Source organism: Streptomyces minutiscleroticus (assembly GCF_014650875.1).
Classification (GTDB): Bacteria; Actinomycetota; Actinomycetes; order Streptomycetales; family Streptomycetaceae; genus Streptomyces; species Streptomyces minutiscleroticus.
The window spans coordinates 22,878-41,871 of record NZ_BMVU01000005.1; the positions used below are offsets into that span (position 1 = coordinate 22,878).

The following is an 18,994-nucleotide window of genomic DNA, read 5'->3' on the forward strand; positions in this document are numbered from 1 at the left end:
CGCGGACGTCGCCCGCCCGGCCGCCAACGGGGAACCCCCATCGGGCGGGGAGCCGCCGCCGTCGCGACGGGCCGCCCGTGCCGCGGCCGTCGCGGCGAGCCGGCCGGGCCTCAGGCCGGGGCGGCGGACCGGCCGGGGCGGCCCGCCGCGACGGCGCTCAGCTCACCACGTCCTTGCGGGCGAAGCCGCGGAAGGCCAGGGCGAACAGGACCACGGCGTACGCCACGGAGACCGAGGCGCCCTGGATCATGCCGTTCCACTCCGGGGTCTGCTGGACGGTGTCGGCCCAGGCGAACTGCCAGTGCGCGGGCAGGAAGCGGCGCCAGTCGCCGAGGGCGGTCACCGCGTCCAGCACGTTGCCGACGATGGTCAGGCCGACCGCGCCGCCCACCGCGCCCAGCGGGGCGTCGGTCCGCGTGGACAGCCAGAACGCCAGCCCGGCGGTGACCAGGTTCGACACGAAGAGGTACGCGACCACGACGAGCAGCCGCTGGACGGCCGTGCCGGTGGCCAGCGCGCCGCCCGTCGGGATCTGCAGCGGCCCCCAGCCGTACGCCGCCGTGCCCACCGCCAGCGCGACCAGCGGCAGCAGCAGCATGGCGGCCAGGCTCAGGCCGAGCGCGACGACCAGCTTCGACCACAGCAGGCGGACCCGCGGCACGGGCGCGGCGAGCAGGTAGCGCAGCGACGCCCAGCTCGCCTCGGAGGCCACCGTGTCCCCGCAGAACAGCGCCACGGGGATCACCAGCAGGAAGCCGGCCGAGACGAACAGGGCCGTCGCGGCGAAGTTGGCGCCCGAGGCGGTGGCGGTGTCCATCAGGTTGATCCGGTCGCCGCGCGAGCCCGGCTCGTCGCCGATCGCGAACGCCACCACCAGGACGAACGGCAGCGCGGCCAGCACGCCGAACATCAGCAGCGTGCGGCGCCGCTTCAGCTGCCGCGCCAGTTCCACGCGCAGCGGGAGGGTGCGCCCCGGCCGGTAGCCGTGGGCCACCTCGGTGGGTGCGGCCGATGCGGTCACGGGGTGCCTCCGATCAGGGTCAGGAACGCGTCCTCCAGGCGCCGGTGCGGGCCGAGCGAGGCCACCGGCACCTCCAGCCGGACGAGCTCCACGAGCAGCCGCGCGGCCGCGGCGGAGCCGCCGTCCTCGGTGGAGCCACCGTCCTCGGTGGAGCCACCGTCCTCGGTGGAGCCACCGTCCTCGGTGGAGCCACCGTCCGGGGCAGAGCCGCCGTCCTCGGTGGAGCCACCGTCCGCGGCAGAGCCACCGTGCTCGGCGGAGCCACCGTCCGGGGCAGAGCCACCGTGCTCGGCGGAGCCACCGTCCGGGGCAAGGGCACCATCTGGGGCCGGGGCGCCGTCCGGGACGGGGGCGCCGTCCGCGGGGGCGCCGGGAGCGGCCGCCGGGACGGTGGTGCCGCCCTCCGCCTCCGCTCCCTTCCCCGGCCCCTTCGCTTCGAGCCGCACCAGCAGGCCGCCCTCCGCGCGCACCGCCGAGGCCACGCCCGGCAGGGCCGCGACCTTCTCCACGAGCGCGTCCGGGACCTCCTCGGCGAGGCCGACCAGCAGCGTGTCGCCCGCGCCGACGATCTCCCGCACGGGACCCGTCCGCACGAGCCGCCCCCGGTCCATGACGACCAGGTGGGTGCAGGACTGCTCGACCTCCGCGAGGAGGTGGCTGGAGACGATGACCGTGCGGCCCGCCGCCGCGTACCGGATCATCACCTCGCGCATCTCGCGGATCTGCGGCGGGTCGAGGCCGTTGGTCGGCTCGTCCAGGATCAGCAGGTCGGGCAGGCCGAGCATGGCCTGGGCGATGGCGAGGCGCTGGCGCATGCCCTGGGAGTAGGTGCGGACCGCGCGGGCCAGGGCGTCGCCGAGGCCGGCGATCCGAAGCGCCTCGTCCAGGTGCGCGTCCTCGGCGGGGCGGCCGGTCGCCCGCCAGTACAGCTCCAGGTTCTCGCGGCCCGACAGGTGCGGCAGGAAGCCCGCGCCCTCCACGAACGCCCCGACCCGGGACAGCACCGGCGCGCCGGGCCGCACCGGCCGCCCGAAGACGTGGATCTCGCCGCCGTCGGGCTCGATCAGGCCCATCAGCATGCGCAGGGTGGTGGTCTTGCCCGCGCCGTTCGGGCCGAGCAGGCCCAGGACCTGGCCGCGCTCGACGCGGAAGGACAGGTCGCGCACCGCGTACCGGTCCGTCGACTTCGCGTACCGCTTGCTCAGTCCGCTGATCACGAGCGGGACGTCGGCCAGGGCGGGGTCGGCCGGCGCGGCCGCCGTGCGGCGGCGGCCCGTCAGCAGCAGGACCAGCGCGAGGACCGCGGCGGCCCCCGGCAGCCACCACACCCAGGACGGCAGCGACGTGGCGGGCGCCGCCAGGGCGGGCACGGTCGGCACCGTGAGGCCGTCGCCCTTCAGGGACACGGTGTACGTGGCCGGGGCCGCCGGCGACGCGTACGCGAGGTCGGTCGAGGACAGCACCAGGCGCAGCCGGTGCCCCTTGCGCACCTCGTGGTCGATCGCGGGGAGCGTGAGGCGCACGTCCCGCTCGCCCTCCACCCGTACCGGGGTGACCAGCTGGGACGGCAGCACCTGGCTCGTGCCGTCCGCGCCGACGTCGTAGACCTTGGCGAAGAGCACCGCGTCGCCGCCCGTGGACTTCACGTGGACGGTCGCGGTGGGCGAGCCGGTGACGCGCAGGTCCTCGGACAGCGGCGCGGAGTCGAACTTCGCGAACTGGCCGGGGAAGTCCAGGGACACGCCCACCCCGAGCGAGGACAGCCGCCCGAGGCCGCCGGCGCTGCCCAGGCCGGGCAGGGAGGACAGGCTGGGCGGCCCGGCGCCCGCGGGGTTGTCGAAGCGCTGCTCGCGGCCCGCGAGTCCGATCGTGCGGGTGTCGTTCGACAGGCCCGGGTAGGCGTCGGCGCTCGCGCCGCGCAGCGTGGACTCCCCGTCGGTGGAGTCCACGCCCCCGGTGCGGCTGACGCGGAAGGCGGGGCCGGTGTCGGCGCTCTCGTCGCCCTTGAGGTAGCGGTCGAACCAGGCGTCCACGCGGGCGTACACGCGGGCGGCCTCCATGTCGCCGCCGTCGTGGCCGCCGGAGATCCAGTCGACCTTCACGGGCGCGCCGTTGGCCCGGACCGCCTTCGCGATCGCGTCGGCCTGGCCGAGCGGGAAGAGGGAGTCGGACTGGCCCTGCGTGATGAGCGTCGGCACCCCGATCCGGTCGCCGACGGCGGACGGGGAGCGCTCGTCGAGCAGCTTCGCCGCCCCGGCGTCCGGCGTGCCGGACTCGGCCACCCGCTCGTACATCCGGCACAGCTCGGCCTCGAACCGCTCGCAGCCGCCGCCGGAGTTGATGAACAGGCTCGCCCACAGCTTCTTGAACACCCCGTTCGGGAACAGGGCGTCCGCGAGGTTCCAGTAGGTGATGGACGGGGCGATCGCGTCCACGCGCTCGTCGTACCCGGCCGCGAGCAGGGAGACCGCGCCGCCGTACGAGGCGCCGGTGACGCCCACGCGCGGGTCGCCGTCGCCGTCGAGCCGCACCTCCGGCCGCTGTGCCAGCCAGTCGATCAGCTTGGAGACGTCGGCGACCTCGCCCTTCGGGTCGTTGAGCCCGATCTTCCCGGTGGACCGTCCGAAGCCGCGCGCGGACCACGTCAGCACCGCGTACCCGTCGCGGGCGAGGTCCTCCGCCTGGGCGCGCACGGATGCCTTGGTGTCGCCGAAGCCGTGGGCGAGCAGCACGGCGGGGCGGCGTCCTGAGCCCGCGGTGAAGTACGAGGTGTCGATCCGCACGCCGCCGCCCATGTCCGCGACCCTGTCGGCGCGGTGAACCTCCGGCGGCTCGTCGGCGGCGGCGCTCACGGCCGTCCACGTGCCGGCGCCGGCGAGCACGGCGACGGCGGCCGCGGCGGCGAGCCACCGGCGCGGTCCCCGCGGCCGGGGCCGCGGCGGTCGGGGCAGTCGAAGATCCATGCGCCAACGGTACGGGCCGCCGCGCACGGGCCGGGCGGGGGTCCGCGGTTCGGACTCCCGCCCGGCGGCGCCGGTCCCGTTCAGTGGTTGCGCGGGAAGCCCAGGTCGACGCCTGCCGGGGCCTCGGACGGGTCCGGCCAGCGGGTGGTGACGACCTTCCCGCGCGTGTAGAAGCGCGTGCCGTCGTTGCCGTAGATGTGGTGGTCGCCGAAGAGCGAGTCCTTCCAGCCGCCGAAGGAGTGGTAGCCCACCGGGACCGGGATCGGCACGTTGACGCCGACCATGCCGGCCTCCACCTCCAGCTGGAAGCGGCGGGCCGCGCCGCCGTCGCGGGTGAAGATCGCGGTGCCGTTGCCGAACGGCGAGGCGTTGATGAGGGCCACGCCCTCCTCGTACGTCTCCACGCGCAGCACGCACAGCACCGGGCCGAAGATCTCGTCCTGGTACGCCTTCGCCGTGGTGGGCACCTTGTCGAGCAGCGACAGGCCGATCCAGTGGCCGTCCTCGTAGCCCTCGACCGTGAATCCGGTGCCGTCGAGGACGACCTCGGCGCCCTCCGCCGCCGCGCCCGCCACGTAGGACGCCACCTTGTCGCGGTGGGCCTTCGTGATCAGCGGGCCCATCTCGGAGGACGGGTCGTCGCCCGGGCCGATCTTGATCTTCTCGGCGCGCTCGCGGATCCGCTCCACCAGCGCGTCGCCGGTGGAGCCGACGGCGACGACGGCCGAGACGGCCATGCAGCGCTCGCCCGCCGAGCCGTACGCGGCGGAGACGGCGGCGTCGGCGGCCGCGTCCAGGTCGGCGTCCGGCAGCACCAGCATGTGGTTCTTGGCGCCGCCGAGCGCCTGGACGCGCTTGCCGTGCGCGGAGGCGGTGGCGTGGACGTACCGGGCGACGGGGGTGGAGCCCACGAAGGAGACGGCCGCGACGTCCGGGTGGGTCAGGAGCCGGTCGACGGCGGCCTTGTCGCCGTGCACGACGTTGAACACGCCGTCCGGCAGCCCCGCCTCGGCCAGCAGTCCGGCGAGGAGCACGGACGCCGACGGGTCCTTCTCGCTCGGCTTGAGCACGAAGGTGTTGCCGCAGGCGATGGCGACCGGGAACATCCACATCGGCACCATGGCCGGGAAGTTGAACGGAGTGATGCCCGCGACGACGCCCAGCGGCTGCCGGATCGATGCCACGTCCACGCGGCTCGCGGCCTGCGTGGACAGCTCGCCCTTCAGCTGCACGGCGATCCCGCAGGCCAGGTCGACGATCTCCAGGCCGCGCGCGACCTCGCCGAGCGCGTCGGAGTGCACCTTGCCGTGCTCGGCGGTGATCAGCCGGGCCAGCTCGTCCCGGTGCTCGTCGAGCAGCGCCCGGAACCTGAACAGGATCGACGTGCGCTGCGCGAGCGAGGACTGCCCCCAGGCGGCGTACGCCTCCTTCGCGGCGGCGACCGCCGCGTCCACCTCGCCGGCCGTCGCGAAGGCGACCCGCCGGGCCACCGCGCCGGTCGCCGGGTCCGTCACCGGCCCGTACGCGCCCGACGTGCCCTCGACGGCCCTTCCCCCGATCCAGTGCTGGACGGTCTTCGTCATGGCTCCTCGCTCCTTCGCGGACGGCTTCACGGACGGCGGCGGCGCGCCGGACCTCACAGGTGGCGGCGGCGCGCCGCGACCTGCCGGTCGTACACCTCGCGGGCCTTGACCGCGGCCGGCCGGCCGGCGGTCTCGGCCACGGGTACATCCCACCAGGCCTGGGCCGGGGGCGCGCCCGACACTGTGTCTGCCGTTTCGGTCTCCACGTAGACACATGTGGGAGTGGTCGCGGCGCGCGCCTCGGCGAGCGCCGCGGACAGCTCGCGCACCGTCCTCGCACGCAGCACGCGCAGGCCGAGGCTGGCGGCGTTCGCCGCGAGGTCGACGGGGAGCGGCGCGCCCGTGAAGCCGCCGTCCCCGTCGCGGTGGCGGTAGGCGGTGCCGAACCGCTCGGCGCCCACCGACTCCGACAGGCCGCCGATCGAGGCGTAGCCGTGGTTCTGCAGGATCACCACCTTGACCGGGACGCCCTCCTGCACGGCGGTGACGATCTCCGTCGGCATCATCAGGTACGTCCCGTCGCCGACCAGCGCCCACACGGGACGTCCCGGCGCGGCGAGGCTCACGCCGATCGCGGCCGGGATCTCGTAGCCCATGCACGAGTAGCCGTACTCGACGTGGTACTGGTCGCGGGACCGGGTCCGCCACAGTCCGTGCAGGTCGCCGGGGAGGGAGCCGGCCGCGTTGACGATGATGTCGTCCTCGGTGACGAGCCGGTCCAGCGCGCCGAGGACCTGCGGCTGGGTGGGGCGCAGGTCGGCGTCCTCGGCCTCGAGGGCGGCGTCGACGCGGTACTCCCAGCGCTCCTTGTCCTCGGTGTACTCGGCGACGTAGGCGGGGTCGGCACGGTGGCCGTGCAGGACGAGCGCCTCGGTGAGCGCCTCCAGGCCGGCGCGGGCGTCCGCGACGAGCGGCTGCCCGGACAGCTTGTGGCCGTCGAAGGCGGCGATGTTGAGGTTCACGAAGCGCACGCCGTCGCCCGCGAAGAGGGTGTGGGAGGCGGTGGTGAAGTCGGTGTACCGGGTGCCGACGCCGATCACCAGGTCGGCGGTGCGGGCGAGTTCGTCGGCGGTGGCGGTGCCGGTGTGCCCGACGCCGCCGACGTCCTGCGGATGGTCGAAGCGCAGCGAGCCCTTGCCGGCCTGGGTGGAGGCGACGGGGAAGCCGGTGGCCTCGGCGAACTCCCTGAGCGCCTCCTCCGCGCCGCTGTGGTGCACGCCGCCGCCCGCGACGACGAGGGGGCGGCGGGCCGCGCGCACGGTCCGCACGGCGGCGGCCAGCTCCTCCGGGTCGGCGACCGGCCGGCGCACGCACCACACGCGCTCGGCGAAGAACTCCGCCGGCCAGTCGTACGCCTCCGCCTGGACGTCCTGCGGCAGCGCGAGCGTGACGGCGCCGGTCTCGACCGGGTCGGTGAGCACGCGCATCGCCTGCAGCGCGGCCGGGACCAGCGCCTCGGGGCGGGTGACGCGGTCGAAGTAGCGGGAGACCGGCCGCAGGCAGTCGTTGACGGACACGTCCCCGGCGTAAGGGACCTCCAATTGCTGCAGGACCGGGTCGGCGGGGCGGGCGGCGAAGGTGTCGCCGGGCAGCAGCAGGACCGGCAGGTGGTTGATCGTGGCGAGCGCGGCGCCCGTGACGAGGTTGGTGGCGCCGGGCCCGATGGAGGTCGTCACGGCGTGCGTGGACAGGCGGTCGCTCTGGCGGGCGTAGCCGACGGCCGCGTGCACCATGGCCTGCTCGTTGCGCCCCTGGTGGTACGGCATCTCCGCCGCGTACTCCACGAGCGCCTGGCCGATCCCGGCGACGTTGCCGTGCCCGAAGATGCCCCAGGTGGCGTCGATCAGCCGGCGCCGCGCGCCGTCGCGCTCGGTGTACTGCGCGGCCAGGAACCGCACCAGCGCCTGAGCGACCGTCAGCCTGACGGTCGCCGGCCGCGCGGACCGGCCCGCGGCCGGCTCCGCCGGCCGGTCCGTCCTCGGCTCTGTCATCGGTAGCCCTCCGTGTGCTCGGGGTGGAAACGGATCCGCCACTCCCGGTCCCCGCCCGGTCCTGCCATCACGTTCAGGTAGTACATCGCGTGGCCGGGCTGGGCGACGGACGGGCCGTGCCATCCGTCGGGGACGAGGACGGCGTCGCCGGTGCGGACCTCGGCGAGGACGTCGCTGCCGCCCTCGCGCGAGGGGAACACGCGCTGGTACCCGAGACCGTTCGGACCCTCGATCTCGAAGTAGTAGATCTCCTCCAGCTCGCTCTCCTCCCCCGGCCGGTGCTCGTCGTGCTTGTGCGGCGGGTACGAGGACCAGTTGCCGCCGGGGGTGACCACCTCCACGGCGATGAGGCGGTCGCAGTCGAAGGCGTCGGCGGCGGCGAAGTTGCGCACCTTCCGGGTGCAGCGGCCGCTGCCGCGGTCCTCGACGGGAACCTCCGGCGCGGGGCCGTAGCGGGCGGGGAGTCGGCGCTCGCACTTCGCTCCTGCCAGGGCGAAGCGGCCTCCCGCGCCGGAGGCGATCTGCACCCGGGCGTCACGCGGGACGTACGCGAAGTCGCTGACTCCGTCGAAGACGCCCTTGCGGCCCGAGAGGTCGAACGTGGTGACGCCCGCGGCGGTGGCCGTGCCCCCGGCCGCCGCGGTGACGTCCGCCGGGGCGTGTGCCGCGGTGTCGGTGACGCGCACGGTGCAGCCGCCGGCGAGCGGCAGCACGATCCACTCGCTGTCGGCGGTGCCGAAGACGTGCGCCTCCCCCGGGCCCAGTTCCACGACGCGCAGGCCGCTGAAGGCCCAGCCGGCCCGCTCGGGCCCGATGTCCAGGGCGTACGCGGCGGTGGCGGTGGCCCCGGCGGGGAGGTGCAGGTCGCGGCGGCCCGGCGTACCGGAGGCGCCGGGCGTACCGGGTGTATCGGAGACGTCGGGCGTGCCAGGCGTACTGGAGGCATCGGGTGCGCCGGGTACGCCGGAGGCGTCGGGTGCGCCCTTCGGGCGGGGCGCGCTCATCGGACCGCCCCCTCCGCCAGGGCCCGTTCGACCTCGTCGGGCGTCGGCATCGCGGAGGAGCACTCCAGGCGGGAGGCGACGACGGCGCCCGCGGCGTTGGCGTACCGCATCGTCCGCTCCAGGTCCCACCCGGCCAGCAGGCCGTGGCAGAGGGCGCCGCCGAACGCGTCCCCGGCGCCGAGGCCGTTGAGGACCGTCACCGGCAGCGGCTCCACCTCGGCCCGCCCGCCGTCCGCGCTCAGCGCGAGGACGCCCTTCGGTCCCTGTTTGACCACGGCGAGCCCGACGCCCGCGGCGAGCAGCGCGCGGGCGGCCGCGTACGGCTCCCGCTCCCCCGTGGCGACCTCGACCTCGTCCACGTTGCCGACGGCGACCGTGGCGTGGCGCAGCGCCTCGGCGTAGAAGGGGCGGGCCGCGTCCGGGTCGCGCCAGAACACGGGACGCCAGTCGAGGTCGAAGACGGTCGCGCCCGCCTCGGCGCGGTGGGCGAGCGCCGCGACGGTCGCCGTGCGGCTGGGTTCCTCGCTCAGCCCCGTGCCGGTCACCCAGAAGACCCGGGCGGCCCGGACGGCGTCCAGGTCGAGGTCGTGCGCGTCGATCTCCAGGTCGGGCGCCTTGGGTCGCCGGTAGAAGTAGAGCGGGAAGTCGTCCGGCGGGAACACCTCGCAGAACGTGACCGGAGTGGGCAGTCCGGGCACGGGCGTGACCCAGCGGTCGTCGACCCCGAGGTTCCGCAGCTCCCGGTGCAGGTATCTCCCGAAGGGGTCGTCCCCGGTGCGGGTGATCACGGCCGTTCTCCGCCCCAGCCGGGCCGCGGCGACCGCGACGTTGGAGGCGGAGCCCCCGAGGAACTTCCCGAACGACGTCACCTCGTCCAGCGGGACACCGGTCTGCAGCGGATAGAGGTCCACACCGATCCGGCCCATGGTGACCAGGTCGTGGGCGGTGGACTCGGTGGACTCCCGGGGTTCGCCCATCGCGTTCCTTTCGCATCGGCTGCCCCCAGGATTAGCCTCGCCCGGGGAGCCGTGTCAACGTTTTGTCCGGACATTCGGACTACGAAAAACCCCAGTCGGCGCCTCCACCGCCCGGCGCAATCCCCGGGCGCGTCGCGCCGGTTGGGGCCCGTGGTGCGCCAGTGAGGCGTGATGCATCGCCCGTGTCACGAACACCACGGCTCCGTAACACTCGTCACGCTTACGCGGGTTGCACGTCACACGCCCTCGACAGCCCCTGTCCCCCTCCCCGCACGGTCGTTCACCGGTCGCAGGTGCTGATCACCGGCGCGGCATCCGGTTCCCCCGACGGCCACCCCCGGCCGCCACCGATGTGCGCGCGCAGGGAGGAGCTACTGATGACCGACCGCAGACTCTGGTCGTACAAGGAGATCGCGGCGCACATCCGCGTACGGCCCGACACAGTCCGGTCCTACCGCAAACACGGACTGCTGCCCCCGCCGGACCACGTGGAGGGCGGCAAGCCCTACTGGTACGCCGACACCGTCCGCACGTGGGTCGCCTCGCGGCCCGGCAACAGAGGCCGCAGAACGGATTAGAACGGACCGGACCGAACCCGACCGGGCCGGAGCGGACCGGATCGCAGCGGGCCCGACCGACCGGCCCTCCGGAACGCCCCGACCCCCTACGTGCCCCGCCCCGGTCCCCGGCGGGGCACGTTCCGTACCCGGCCCCACCGCCTCCCGTCCCTGGCGGAGCCGTCCCGCCGGCCCCGGGACCCGGCGGCCGTCGTCAGCTCCAGGGCTCGGCGACCGTCACCCCGGCGCCCGGGGCCGTGCCCATCTCCGCCAGCGCCCGCGCCACCGCGGCCAGCGGGACCGTGGACGTCACCAGCAGTTCGGGGCGCAGCACTCCGGCGCCGACCAGTTCCAGCATCCGCGGGTAGGCGTGCGCCGGCATGCCGTGGCTGCCGAGCAGTTCGAGTTCGAGCGCGATCACCCGGGACATCGGTACGGGGGTGGTGCCGTCCGGCGACGGCAGCAGGCCCACCTGCACGTGCCGGCCGCGGCGGCGCAGGCTGCCGACCGAGGCCGCACAGGTGGCCGGGGAGCCGAGCGCGTCCAGGGAGAGGTGGGCGCCGCCGCCGGTCAGCTCGCGGACCGCGGCCGCGGTGTCCTCGACGGCCGACGCGTCGACGCACGCGGCGGCACCGAACCCCCGGGCCAGCTCCAGCGCGCGCGGTGACAGGTCCACCGCCACGACCCGCGCGCCCGAGGCCGCCGCGATCATCACCGCCGACAGGCCCACGCCGCCGCACCCGTGCACGGCCACCCACTCGCCCGCCGCCGCCCGGCCCTGCGCGACCACCGCGCGGAACGCCGTGGCGAAGCGGCAGCCGAGCGAGGCCGCCGTCGTGAAGGACGTCCCCTCCGCCAGCCCGACCAGGTTCACGTCGGCGTGGTCCAGGGCCACGTACTCGGCGAAGGACCCCCAGTGCGTGAACCCGGGCTGCGTCTGCCGCTCGCACACCTGGTGGTCGCCCGCCGCACAGGCGGCGCAGCTCCCGCAGGCACAGACGAACGGCACGGTGACCCGGTCGCCCGGCCGCCAGCGCGTCACCCGGGCGCCCGCCGCCTCGACGACGCCGGCCAGCTCGTGCCCCGGCACGTGCGGCAGCGTGACGTCGGGGTCGTGCCCCATCCAGCCGTGCCAGTCGCTGCGGCACAGCCCGGTGGCCTCGACCCGCACCACCACGCCGTGCGGCGCGGGCGCAGGGTCCGGCACCTCCCGCACCTCGGCCGGCTCGCCGTACCGCTCGAACACCACTGCCCGCATGCGTCTCTTCGCCCCGTCGCTCCGCCGTCCGCGTCCTCGGGGGCCGGTACGGCTCCCCGGGGCGGCGCGCCGGCTCCCGGCACGCCGCTCCGGGCACCGTATCCGCGCACCGCGGCCCCGCCTCCGCCGGGGCCCGCAGACCGGTCCCCTCCCCCGCCGCGCCCCGGCGCGCCGCGCCGTCACCTTCCTTGGATTGATACCCCCTAGGGGTATAGTGTGGAACAGGGCGAGGGGGAACCCGGGAGTCCCCGGGGCCCCCACGGCCCGCAACCGCCGCGCGGGCCCGCGCGCCCGCGATCCGCACCACCCGCCCGACGAGGAGCAACGACATGACCGCCCAGCCCGACACCTCCGGCACCGTCACCACCGTCTACCGGGTGAACGGCATGAGCTGCGGACACTGCGAGGGCGCCGTCTCCGGCGAGATCTCCGAGATCGCCGGCGTGACGTCCGTGAAGGCCGTCGCCTCCAGCGGCGAGGTCACCGTCGTCTCCGAGGCCCCGCTCGACGAGGCCGCGGTCCGCGCCGCGGTGGACGAGGCGGGCTTCGAGTACGCCGGCCGGGCCTGAGCAGGGCCACCGCACACACGTCCCGCACCGGACCGCGCCGACCAGCTGATACTGGCTCCGCACGGTCCGGTCCGTCGTCTGGAGTCCGGACATGACCAGCACCGCAGCACCCTCCGCGCCGTCGTCCGCGGACGGTGCGCCCCGCTCCGAGGTCGAGCTGACCATCGGCGGCATGACCTGCGCGTCCTGCGCGGCCCGCGTCGAGAAGAAACTCAACCGCATGGAGGGCGTCACCGCCACGGTGAACTACGCGACGGAGAAGGCGAAGATCTCGTACGCCGCCCCGGTCGCCGTCCCCGACCTGATCGCGACGGTGGTGAGGACCGGCTACACGGCCGAGGAACCCCCGCCGCCGCCCGCCCCGAAGGAGAGCGAAGGGGGTGCGGACGGAGCCTCCGTCGCGGCCGGCCGCGACGACCCCGAGCTCGCCTCGCTGCGCCAGCGCCTCACCGTCTCCGCCCTGCTCGCCGTCCCGGTGATCCTCCTCTCCATGGTCCCGGCGCTGCAGTTCGACAACTGGCAGTGGCTGTGCCTCACGCTCGCCGCGCCCGTGGTCGTCTGGGGCGGGCTGCCCTTCCACCGGGCCGCGTTCACCAACGCCCGGCACGGCGCCGCCACCATGGACACCCTCGTCTCGGTCGGCACGCTGGCCGCCTTCGGCTGGTCGCTGTGGGCGCTGTTCTTCGGCACCGCCGGGATGGCGGGCATGCAGGACGGGTTCACGTTCACCGCCTCCCGCGCCGACGCCGCGTCGTCGATCTACCTCGAAGTCGCCTCGGGCGTCGTCGCCTTCATCCTGCTGGGCCGCTATCTGGAGGCCCGCTCCAAGCGCCGCGCGGGCGCCGCCCTGCACGCCCTGCTCGAACTCGGCGCCAGGGACGTCGCCGTCCTGCGCGACGGCCGGGAGGTCCGCATACCCGTCGCGCGCCTTGCCGTGGGCGACCGCTTCGTCGTACGGCCCGGTGAGAAGATCGCCACCGACGGCATCGTCGTCGAGGGCGCCTCCGCGGTCGACGCCTCCATGCTGACCGGCGAGTCCGTCCCCGTGGACGTCACCACGGGCAGCGCCGTGACCGGCGCGACCGTGAACGCCGGCGGCCGGCTCGTCGTGGAGGCCACCCGCGTCGGCGCCGACACCCAGCTCGCCCGCATGGCCCGGCTCGTCGAGGACGCGCAGAACGGCAAGGCCGAGGTGCAGCGCCTGGCCGACCGCGTCTCCGCCGTCTTCGTCCCCGTCGTCCTGCTGATCGCGCTCGGCACGTTCGGCGCCTGGCTCGGCGTCACCGGCGACACGGCCGCCGCCTTCACCGCGGCCGTCGCCGTACTGATCATCGCCTGCCCGTGCGCGCTGGGCCTGGCCACCCCGACCGCGCTGATGGTCGGCACCGGCCGCGGCGCCCAGCTCGGCATCCTCATCAAGGGCCCCGAGGTCCTGGAGTCCACGCGCCGCGTCGACACCGTCGTGCTCGACAAGACCGGCACCGTCACCACCGGCCGCATGACCCTCCAGGAGGTGTACGCCGCCGACGGCACCGACGAGGAGGAGCTGCTGCGGCTCGCGGGCGCCCTGGAGCACGCCTCCGAGCACCCGGTCGCCCGCGCGATCGCCGAGGGCGCCGGGGAGCGCGTGGGGGCCCTGCCCCCGGTGGAGCGCTTCGAGAACGTCGCGGGCCTCGGTGTGCGCGGCACGGTGGAGGGGCACGAGGTGCTCGTCGGCCGCGCCCGGCTGCTGCCCGGCCCGCTGCCGGCCGGACTGGCCCGCGCCCTGGAGGACGCCGAGCGCGAGGGCCGCACGGCCGTCGTCGTGGCCCAAGACGGCGCCGCCCGCGGCGTGCTGGCCGTCGCCGACGCGGTCAAGGGGACCAGCGCCGAGGCCGTCCGCTCGCTGCGCGCGCTCGGTCTCGCCCCCGTCCTGCTGACCGGGGACAACCGCACCGTCGCCGAGTCCGTGGCCCGCGCCGTCGGCATCGACGAGGTGATCGCCGAGGTGCTGCCCGAGGACAAGGTCGCCGTGGTCGAACGGCTGCGGGCCGAGGGCCGGACCGTCGCCATGGTCGGCGACGGCGTGAACGACGCGGCCGCGCTCGCCACCGCCGACCTCGGCCTGGCGATGGGCACGGGCACGGACGCGGCGATCGAGGCCGGCGACCTGACGCTGGTGCGCGGGGACCTGAGGGTGGCGGCGGACGCCATCCGGCTCTCCCGGAGGACCCTCTCCACGATCAAGGGCAACCTCGTGTGGGCCTTCGGCTACAACGTGGCCGCGCTGCCGCTCGCCGCAGCCGGTCTCCTGAACCCGATGATCGCGGGCGCCGCGATGGCCTTCTCCTCGGTCTTCGTGGTGACCAACAGCCTCCGGCTACGCCGATTCTCCTGATCCGTCCGGGCCGAAGGCATGATTTCCCCTGGAGTCCGGGCCTGGCTTCACATAAGGTCTTCACATAGCACGCGCACCATCCTTACGCTTGAGTCCCGGTTGGGGAATCGGGGCTCTTGCGTATCTTCAGGACATATGCAAGAGACGTAGATCACATCGATGCGGACGTAACCATCCGGGGAGTTCGTGAGTCTAAATAGACGATGGCAGGGACGTCTTGGGGGGCGTTCCTGACATCTGGGGACGTCTTGGGGGACGTTCCCGGGGATTATGCGTCGCCGGGACACGTGACGCGGGGAGCTTTGAGCGGCCCTCCCGTCCGCACGGGTCCCGGCAGATCGCACGGAGTTCTGCTCGTTTTGCCCGCAGCTTTTCAGGCGCTGCCCCTTCAGACGCCCGGCCGGATCCCGTGGGGGGAATCCGCACCGGGACACGGGAAAGCGCCCCGCCGACGGCCCGTGGGGGGACCGTAGGTGGGGCGCTTTCCTACCGCCTTCTTCGTGGCTCGGTTCGCCTCCGGGGCGCTGCAGCCTGCGTCGAGGCGGCCCCCGTGCTCGACGCTCCTTCGTCGGGCCTCCGCGCGTGCCGCCTCGACGCAGGCGCGCCCCTTCGGCTCACTCGCCGTATCGAGCCCTCGGCTGCCGTTCAGGTGGGGCGCCGCACGGAGTCGGAGTACGAACCGGTCGCCCCGTGCCCCCCGTACCGGGAAAGCCGAGGCGGCCCGCGCCGTGATCGGCGGGGCCGCCCTGGTGAGTGCGGTGCGGGCCGGCCGTGGAGGCCGACCCGGTGCGCGCTTCCTCGCCGGAGAGGCGCTCAGCGCTCCTCGACCGGGACGAAGTCGCGCTCGACGACACCCGTGTAGATCTGGCGCGGGCGGCCGATGCGGGAGCCCGGCTCCTTGATCATCTCGTGCCACTGGGCGATCCAGCCCGGCAGGCGGCCGAGGGCGAACAGGACCGTGAACATCTCGGTCGGGAAGCCCATGGCCCGGTAGATCAGGCCGGTGTAGAAGTCGACGTTCGGGTAGAGCTTGCGCTCGACGAAGTAGTCGTCGGCCAGCGCGTGCTCCTCGAGCTTCAGGGCGATGTCGAGCAGCTCGTCGGACTTGCCGAGGGCCGACAGGACGTCGTGCGCCGCCGCCTTGATGATCTTCGCCCGGGGGTCGAAGTTCTTGTAGACGCGGTGCCCGAAGCCCATGAGCTTCACGCCGTCTTCCTTGTTCTTCACCTTGCGGATGAAGGTGTCGACGTCGCCGCCGGTCGCCTGGATGCCCTCCAGCATCTCCAGGACGGACTGGTTGGCACCGCCGTGCAGCGGGCCCCACAGGGCCGAGATGCCGGCGGAGATCGACGCGAACATGTTCGCCTGCGACGAGCCGACCAGGCGGACCGTCGAGGTGGAGCAGTTCTGCTCGTGGTCCGCGTGCAGGATCAGCAGCTTGTCCAGCGCCGAGACGACGACCGGGTCCAGCTCGTACTCCTGGGCCGGGACCGAGAAGGTCATCCGCAGGAAGTTCTCGACGTAGCCGAGGTCGTTGCGCGGGTAGACGAACGGGTGGCCGATCGACTTCTTGTACGCGTACGCCGCGATCGTCGGAAGCTTGGCGAGCAGTCGGATCGTCGAGAGGTGACGCTGCTTCTCGTCGAACGGATTGTGGCTGTCCTGGTAGAACGTCGACAGGGCGCTGACCACCGAGGACAGCATCGCCATCGGGTGGGCGTCGCGCGGGAAGCCCTTGTAGAAGTTCTTGACGTCCTCGTGCAGCAGCGTGTGCTGCGTGATCTCGCTCTTGAAGGTGGCGAGCTGGTCGACGGTCGGCAGTTCGCCGTTGATGAGCAGGTACGCCACCTCGAGGAAGGTGGAGCGCTCGGCCAGCTGCTCGATCGGGTAGCCGCGGTAGCGGAGGATGCCCTGCTCGCCGTCGAGGTAGGTGATACCGGATTTATAGGCGGCGGTGTTCCCGTAACCGCTGTCGAGCGTCACCAGACCGGTCTGGGCGCGGAGCTTCCCGATGTCGAAGCCCTTGTCGCCGACGGTGCTGTCGATCACCGGGTAGGTGTACTCGCCATCGCCGTACCGCAGTACTACAGAGTTGTCGCTCACGTCTTCCCTCACCGACGTAGTGCCTCATCTTCGAGGTGCCCTGACTGTCTCTACCATCCCCCATTTGGCTCAGGAGAGTGCACTCGGGGTCGCCCATTGGGCTCATTGGCGGCACTCAGTGCCGCCAACCTGCTCATCCTGCCCCCTTCTCCCCGTGCGGGGAAGTGCTCTGTGACCCATGCGACTCATTTGATCGATCAAATTTCGCTCACGGGGCCGCGGCGCGGGGGGAGAGCCGGAAGTCGAGGGCCGTGCAGCGCCGTCCCGCGGAGACCGTGCGCACCGCCTGTCCTATCGCCTTGCGCGAGCCGACGAGGACGACGAGCTTCTTGGCGCGGGTCACCGCCGTGTAGAGCAGATTGCGCTGGAGCATCATCCAGGCCCCGGTGGTGACGGGGATCACCACGGCCGGGTACTCGCTGCCCTGGGAGCGGTGGATCGTCACGGCGTACGCGTGCGCCAGCTCGTCCAGCTCGTCGAACTCGTACGGAACCTCCTCGTCCTCGTCCGTGAGCACCGTCAGCCGCTGCTCGACGGGGTCGAGCGCGGTCACCACGCCGACGGTGCCGTTGAAGACGCCGTTCGCGCCCTTCTCGTAATTGTTGCGAATCTGGGTGACCTTGTCGCCGACCCGGAAGACGCGTCCGCCGAAACGCTTCTCGGGGACGTCCGGACGGCCGGGGGTGACCGCCTGCTGGAGCAGGCCGTTCAGGGTGCCCGCGCCGGCCGGGCCGCGGTGCATGGGGGCCAGGACCTGGACGTCGCGGCGCGGGTCGAGGCCGAACTTCGCGGGGATGCGGCGGGCCGCCACGTCCACCGTGAGCCGCCCCGCCTCCTCCGTGTCGTCCTCGACGAAGAGGAAGAAGTCCTTCATGCCCTGGGTCACGGGGTGGTGCCCGGAGTTGATGCGGTGGGCGTTGGTGACCACGCCGGACTGCTGGGCCTGCCGGAAGACCTTGGTGAGCCGGACGGCCGGGATCGGGCTGCCGTCGGCGAGCAGGTCGCGCAGCACCTCGCCCGCGCCGACGCTGGGCAGCTGGTCCACGTCCCCGACGAAGAGCAGGTGGCCGCCCGGGGGCACCGCCTTGACCAGCTTGTTCGCCAGGAGGAGGTCCAGCATGGAAGCCTCGTCGACGACGACCAGGTCGGCGTCCAGGGGGCGGTCGCGGTCGTAGGCCGCGTCCCCGCCCGGCTTCAGCTCCAGCAGGCGGTGGACCGTGGACGCCTCGGCGCCCGTCAGCTCGGCCAGGCGCTTGGCCGCGCGGCCCGTGGGGGCGGCCAGGACGACCTTGGCCCTCTTGGCGCGGGCCAGCTCCACGATCGAGCGGACCGTGAAGGACTTGCCGCAGCCGGGGCCGCCGGTGAGCACCGCGACCTTCTCGGTGAGGGCGAGGCGGACCGCCGCCTCCTGCTCGGGGGCCAGCTCCGCGCCCGTGCGCCCGTGCAGCCAGCCGAGCGCCTTGTCCCAGGCCACGTCCCGGAAGGCGGGCATGCGGTCCTCGCCGGTGCGCAGCAGCCGCAGCAGCTGGGCGGAGAGGGACAGCTCGGCGCGGTGGAAGGGGACCAGGTAGACGGCGGTGACGGGGTCCCCGCCGTCGGGTCCCGGGACCTTCTCGCGGATGACGCCGGGCTCCTCCTCGTCGCCGGCCGGCTCGGCCAGCTCCGCCAGGCACTCGATGACCAGGCCCGTGTCCACCTGGAGGAGCTTGACCGCGTCCGCGATCAGCTGCTCCTCGGGGAGGTAGCAGTGGCCCTGGTCTGCGGACTGCGACAGCGCGTACTGCAGGCCGGCCTTGACGCGCTCCGGGCTGTCGTGCGGGATGCCGACCGACTGCGCGATGCGGTCGGCGGTCAGGAAGCCGATGCCCCAGACGTCGGCCGCCAGGCGGTAGGGCTGGTTCTTGACCACCGAGATCGAGGCGTCGCCGTACTTCTTGTAGATGCGCACGGCGATGGAGGTGGAGACCTCGACGGTCTGGAGGAAGAGCATGACCTCCTTGATCGCCTTCTGCTCCTCCCAGGCGTCGGCGATCTTCTTGGTGCGCTTGGGGCCGAGGCCGGGGACCTCGATCAGCCGCTTGGGCTCCTCCTCGATGATCTGCAGCGTGTCCAGCCCGAAGTGCTGCGTGATGCGGTCGGCGAAGACCGGGCCGATGCCCTTGACCAGGCCGGACCCCAGGTAGCGGCGGATGCCCTGGATGGTGGCGGGCAGCACCGTCGTGTAGTTCTCGACCGTGAACTGCTTGCCGTACTGGGGATGGGAGCCCCAACGGCCCTCCATGCGCAGCGACTCCCCGACCTGGGCGCCGAGCAGCGAGCCCACGACCGTGAGCAGGTCGCCGGCGCCGCGGCCGGTGTCGACCCGGGCGACGGTGTAGCCGTTCTCCTCGTTGGCGTACGTGATGCGTTCCAGGACGCCTTCCAGGACCGCCAGGTGACGGACCCCGGCCTGGTTCCCCGCCTGATTGGACATGATCCGACGCTACCGCCGGGGTACGACATCGCGGGCGCGCCCCCGCCTTTCCCGTGGACGGAGCGGCGCCTCCCCGTGGACGGGGTGCCTCCCGCGGACGGACGGAGGCGGGCAGCGG

Annotated in this window: 12 protein-coding genes; 3 read left to right on the forward strand and 9 right to left on the reverse strand. The window is 73.7% G+C overall.

Annotated elements, in window-relative coordinates; translation table 11 throughout:
• Positions 1–157 precede the first annotated feature (157 nt).
• The 6 genes from IE271_RS08805 to iolC form a co-directional block, all read right to left on the reverse strand.
• Positions 158–1,021: an ABC transporter permease gene (locus IE271_RS08805; RefSeq protein ID WP_190189643.1), complete on the reverse strand. Its 864-nt coding sequence runs from the start codon at positions 1,019–1,021 to the stop codon at positions 158–160.
• Positions 1,018–3,984, reverse strand: coding sequence for an alpha/beta fold hydrolase (locus IE271_RS08810; RefSeq protein ID WP_190189644.1), 2,967 nt, complete (start codon positions 3,982–3,984; stop codon positions 1,018–1,020). The genes IE271_RS08805 and IE271_RS08810 overlap by 4 nt, the downstream gene beginning before the upstream one ends.
• 80 nt (positions 3,985–4,064) lie before the next feature.
• Complete coding sequence (gene mmsA / locus IE271_RS08815; protein ID WP_190189645.1) at positions 4,065–5,567, reverse strand: CoA-acylating methylmalonate-semialdehyde dehydrogenase; 1,503 nt, start codon at positions 5,565–5,567, stop codon at positions 4,065–4,067.
• 53 nt (positions 5,568–5,620) lie between these two features.
• Complete coding sequence (gene iolD / locus IE271_RS08820; RefSeq protein WP_190189646.1) at positions 5,621–7,558, reverse strand: 3D-(3,5/4)-trihydroxycyclohexane-1,2-dione acylhydrolase (decyclizing); 1,938 nt, start codon at positions 7,556–7,558, stop codon at positions 5,621–5,623.
• A complete protein-coding gene (gene iolB, locus IE271_RS08825; RefSeq protein WP_190189647.1) occupies positions 7,555–8,562 on the reverse strand; it encodes a 5-deoxy-glucuronate isomerase in 1,008 nt (335 codons plus the stop codon). The genes iolD and iolB overlap by 4 nt, the downstream gene beginning before the upstream one ends.
• The gene (gene iolC, locus IE271_RS08830) at positions 8,559–9,539 is read right to left on the reverse strand and encodes a 5-dehydro-2-deoxygluconokinase (RefSeq protein WP_190189648.1); all 981 of its coding nucleotides are present in this window, start codon (positions 9,537–9,539) and stop codon (positions 8,559–8,561) included. The genes iolB and iolC overlap by 4 nt, the downstream gene beginning before the upstream one ends.
• A gap of 377 nt (positions 9,540–9,916) precedes the next feature.
• Here iolC and IE271_RS08835 point away from each other — a divergent pair, with 377 nt between their 5' ends.
• Positions 9,917–10,117: a helix-turn-helix transcriptional regulator gene (locus IE271_RS08835; RefSeq protein ID WP_190189649.1), complete on the forward strand. Its 201-nt coding sequence runs from the start codon at positions 9,917–9,919 to the stop codon at positions 10,115–10,117.
• Positions 10,118–10,310: 193 nt separating this feature from the next.
• On the opposite strand, the gene IE271_RS08840 is transcribed toward IE271_RS08835, so the two are convergent.
• Positions 10,311–11,354 (reverse strand): zinc-dependent alcohol dehydrogenase family protein, encoded by a 1,044-nt coding sequence (locus tag IE271_RS08840; protein ID WP_190189650.1) that lies wholly within the window; start codon positions 11,352–11,354, stop codon positions 10,311–10,313.
• Positions 11,355–11,683: 329 nt separating this feature from the next.
• On the opposite strand from IE271_RS08840, the gene IE271_RS08845 reads away from it, so the two are divergent.
• Complete coding sequence (locus IE271_RS08845; RefSeq protein WP_190189651.1) at positions 11,684–11,923, forward strand: heavy-metal-associated domain-containing protein; 240 nt, start codon at positions 11,684–11,686, stop codon at positions 11,921–11,923.
• Positions 11,924–12,014: 91 nt separating this feature from the next.
• Positions 12,015–14,300 carry a heavy metal translocating P-type ATPase gene (locus IE271_RS08850; RefSeq protein WP_190189652.1) on the forward strand — a complete coding sequence of 762 codons (2,286 nt, stop codon included), beginning with the start codon at positions 12,015–12,017 and terminating at the stop codon, positions 14,298–14,300.
• A gap of 813 nt (positions 14,301–15,113) precedes the next feature.
• On the opposite strand, the gene IE271_RS08855 is transcribed toward IE271_RS08850, so the two are convergent.
• Both IE271_RS08855 and recD2 read right to left on the reverse strand, forming a co-directional pair.
• A complete protein-coding gene (locus IE271_RS08855) occupies positions 15,114–16,403 on the reverse strand; it encodes a citrate synthase (protein ID WP_190189653.1) in 1,290 nt (429 codons plus the stop codon).
• A 208-nt stretch (positions 16,404–16,611) separates the two neighbouring features.
• The gene (gene recD2 / locus IE271_RS08860; protein WP_190189654.1) at positions 16,612–18,876 is read right to left on the reverse strand and encodes an SF1B family DNA helicase RecD2; all 2,265 of its coding nucleotides are present in this window, start codon (positions 18,874–18,876) and stop codon (positions 16,612–16,614) included.
• Positions 18,877–18,994 lie beyond the last annotated feature (118 nt).

What these genes read in the sequence shown, in the direction of transcription:
- iolC (WP_190189648.1), bottom strand. Translation starts at nt 9,539, where the DNA reads ATGGGCGAACCCCGGGAGTCCACCGAGTCCACCGCCCACGACCTGGTC.
- IE271_RS08835 (WP_190189649.1), top strand. Translation starts at nt 9,917, where the DNA reads ATGACCGACCGCAGACTCTGGTCGTACAAGGAGATCGCGGCGCACATC.
- IE271_RS08840 (WP_190189650.1), bottom strand. Translation starts at nt 11,354, where the DNA reads ATGCGGGCAGTGGTGTTCGAGCGGTACGGCGAGCCGGCCGAGGTGCGG.
- iolD (WP_190189646.1), bottom strand. Translation starts at nt 7,558, where the DNA reads ATGACAGAGCCGAGGACGGACCGGCCGGCGGAGCCGGCCGCGGGCCGG.
- IE271_RS08810 (WP_190189644.1), bottom strand. Translation starts at nt 3,984, where the DNA reads ATGGATCTTCGACTGCCCCGACCGCCGCGGCCCCGGCCGCGGGGACCG.
- IE271_RS08850 (WP_190189652.1), top strand. Translation starts at nt 12,015, where the DNA reads ATGACCAGCACCGCAGCACCCTCCGCGCCGTCGTCCGCGGACGGTGCG.
- mmsA (WP_190189645.1), bottom strand. Translation starts at nt 5,567, where the DNA reads ATGACGAAGACCGTCCAGCACTGGATCGGGGGAAGGGCCGTCGAGGGC.
- iolB (WP_190189647.1), bottom strand. Translation starts at nt 8,562, where the DNA reads ATGAGCGCGCCCCGCCCGAAGGGCGCACCCGACGCCTCCGGCGTACCC.
- recD2 (WP_190189654.1), bottom strand. Translation starts at nt 18,876, where the DNA reads ATGTCCAATCAGGCGGGGAACCAGGCCGGGGTCCGTCACCTGGCGGTC.
- IE271_RS08845 (WP_190189651.1), top strand. Translation starts at nt 11,684, where the DNA reads ATGACCGCCCAGCCCGACACCTCCGGCACCGTCACCACCGTCTACCGG.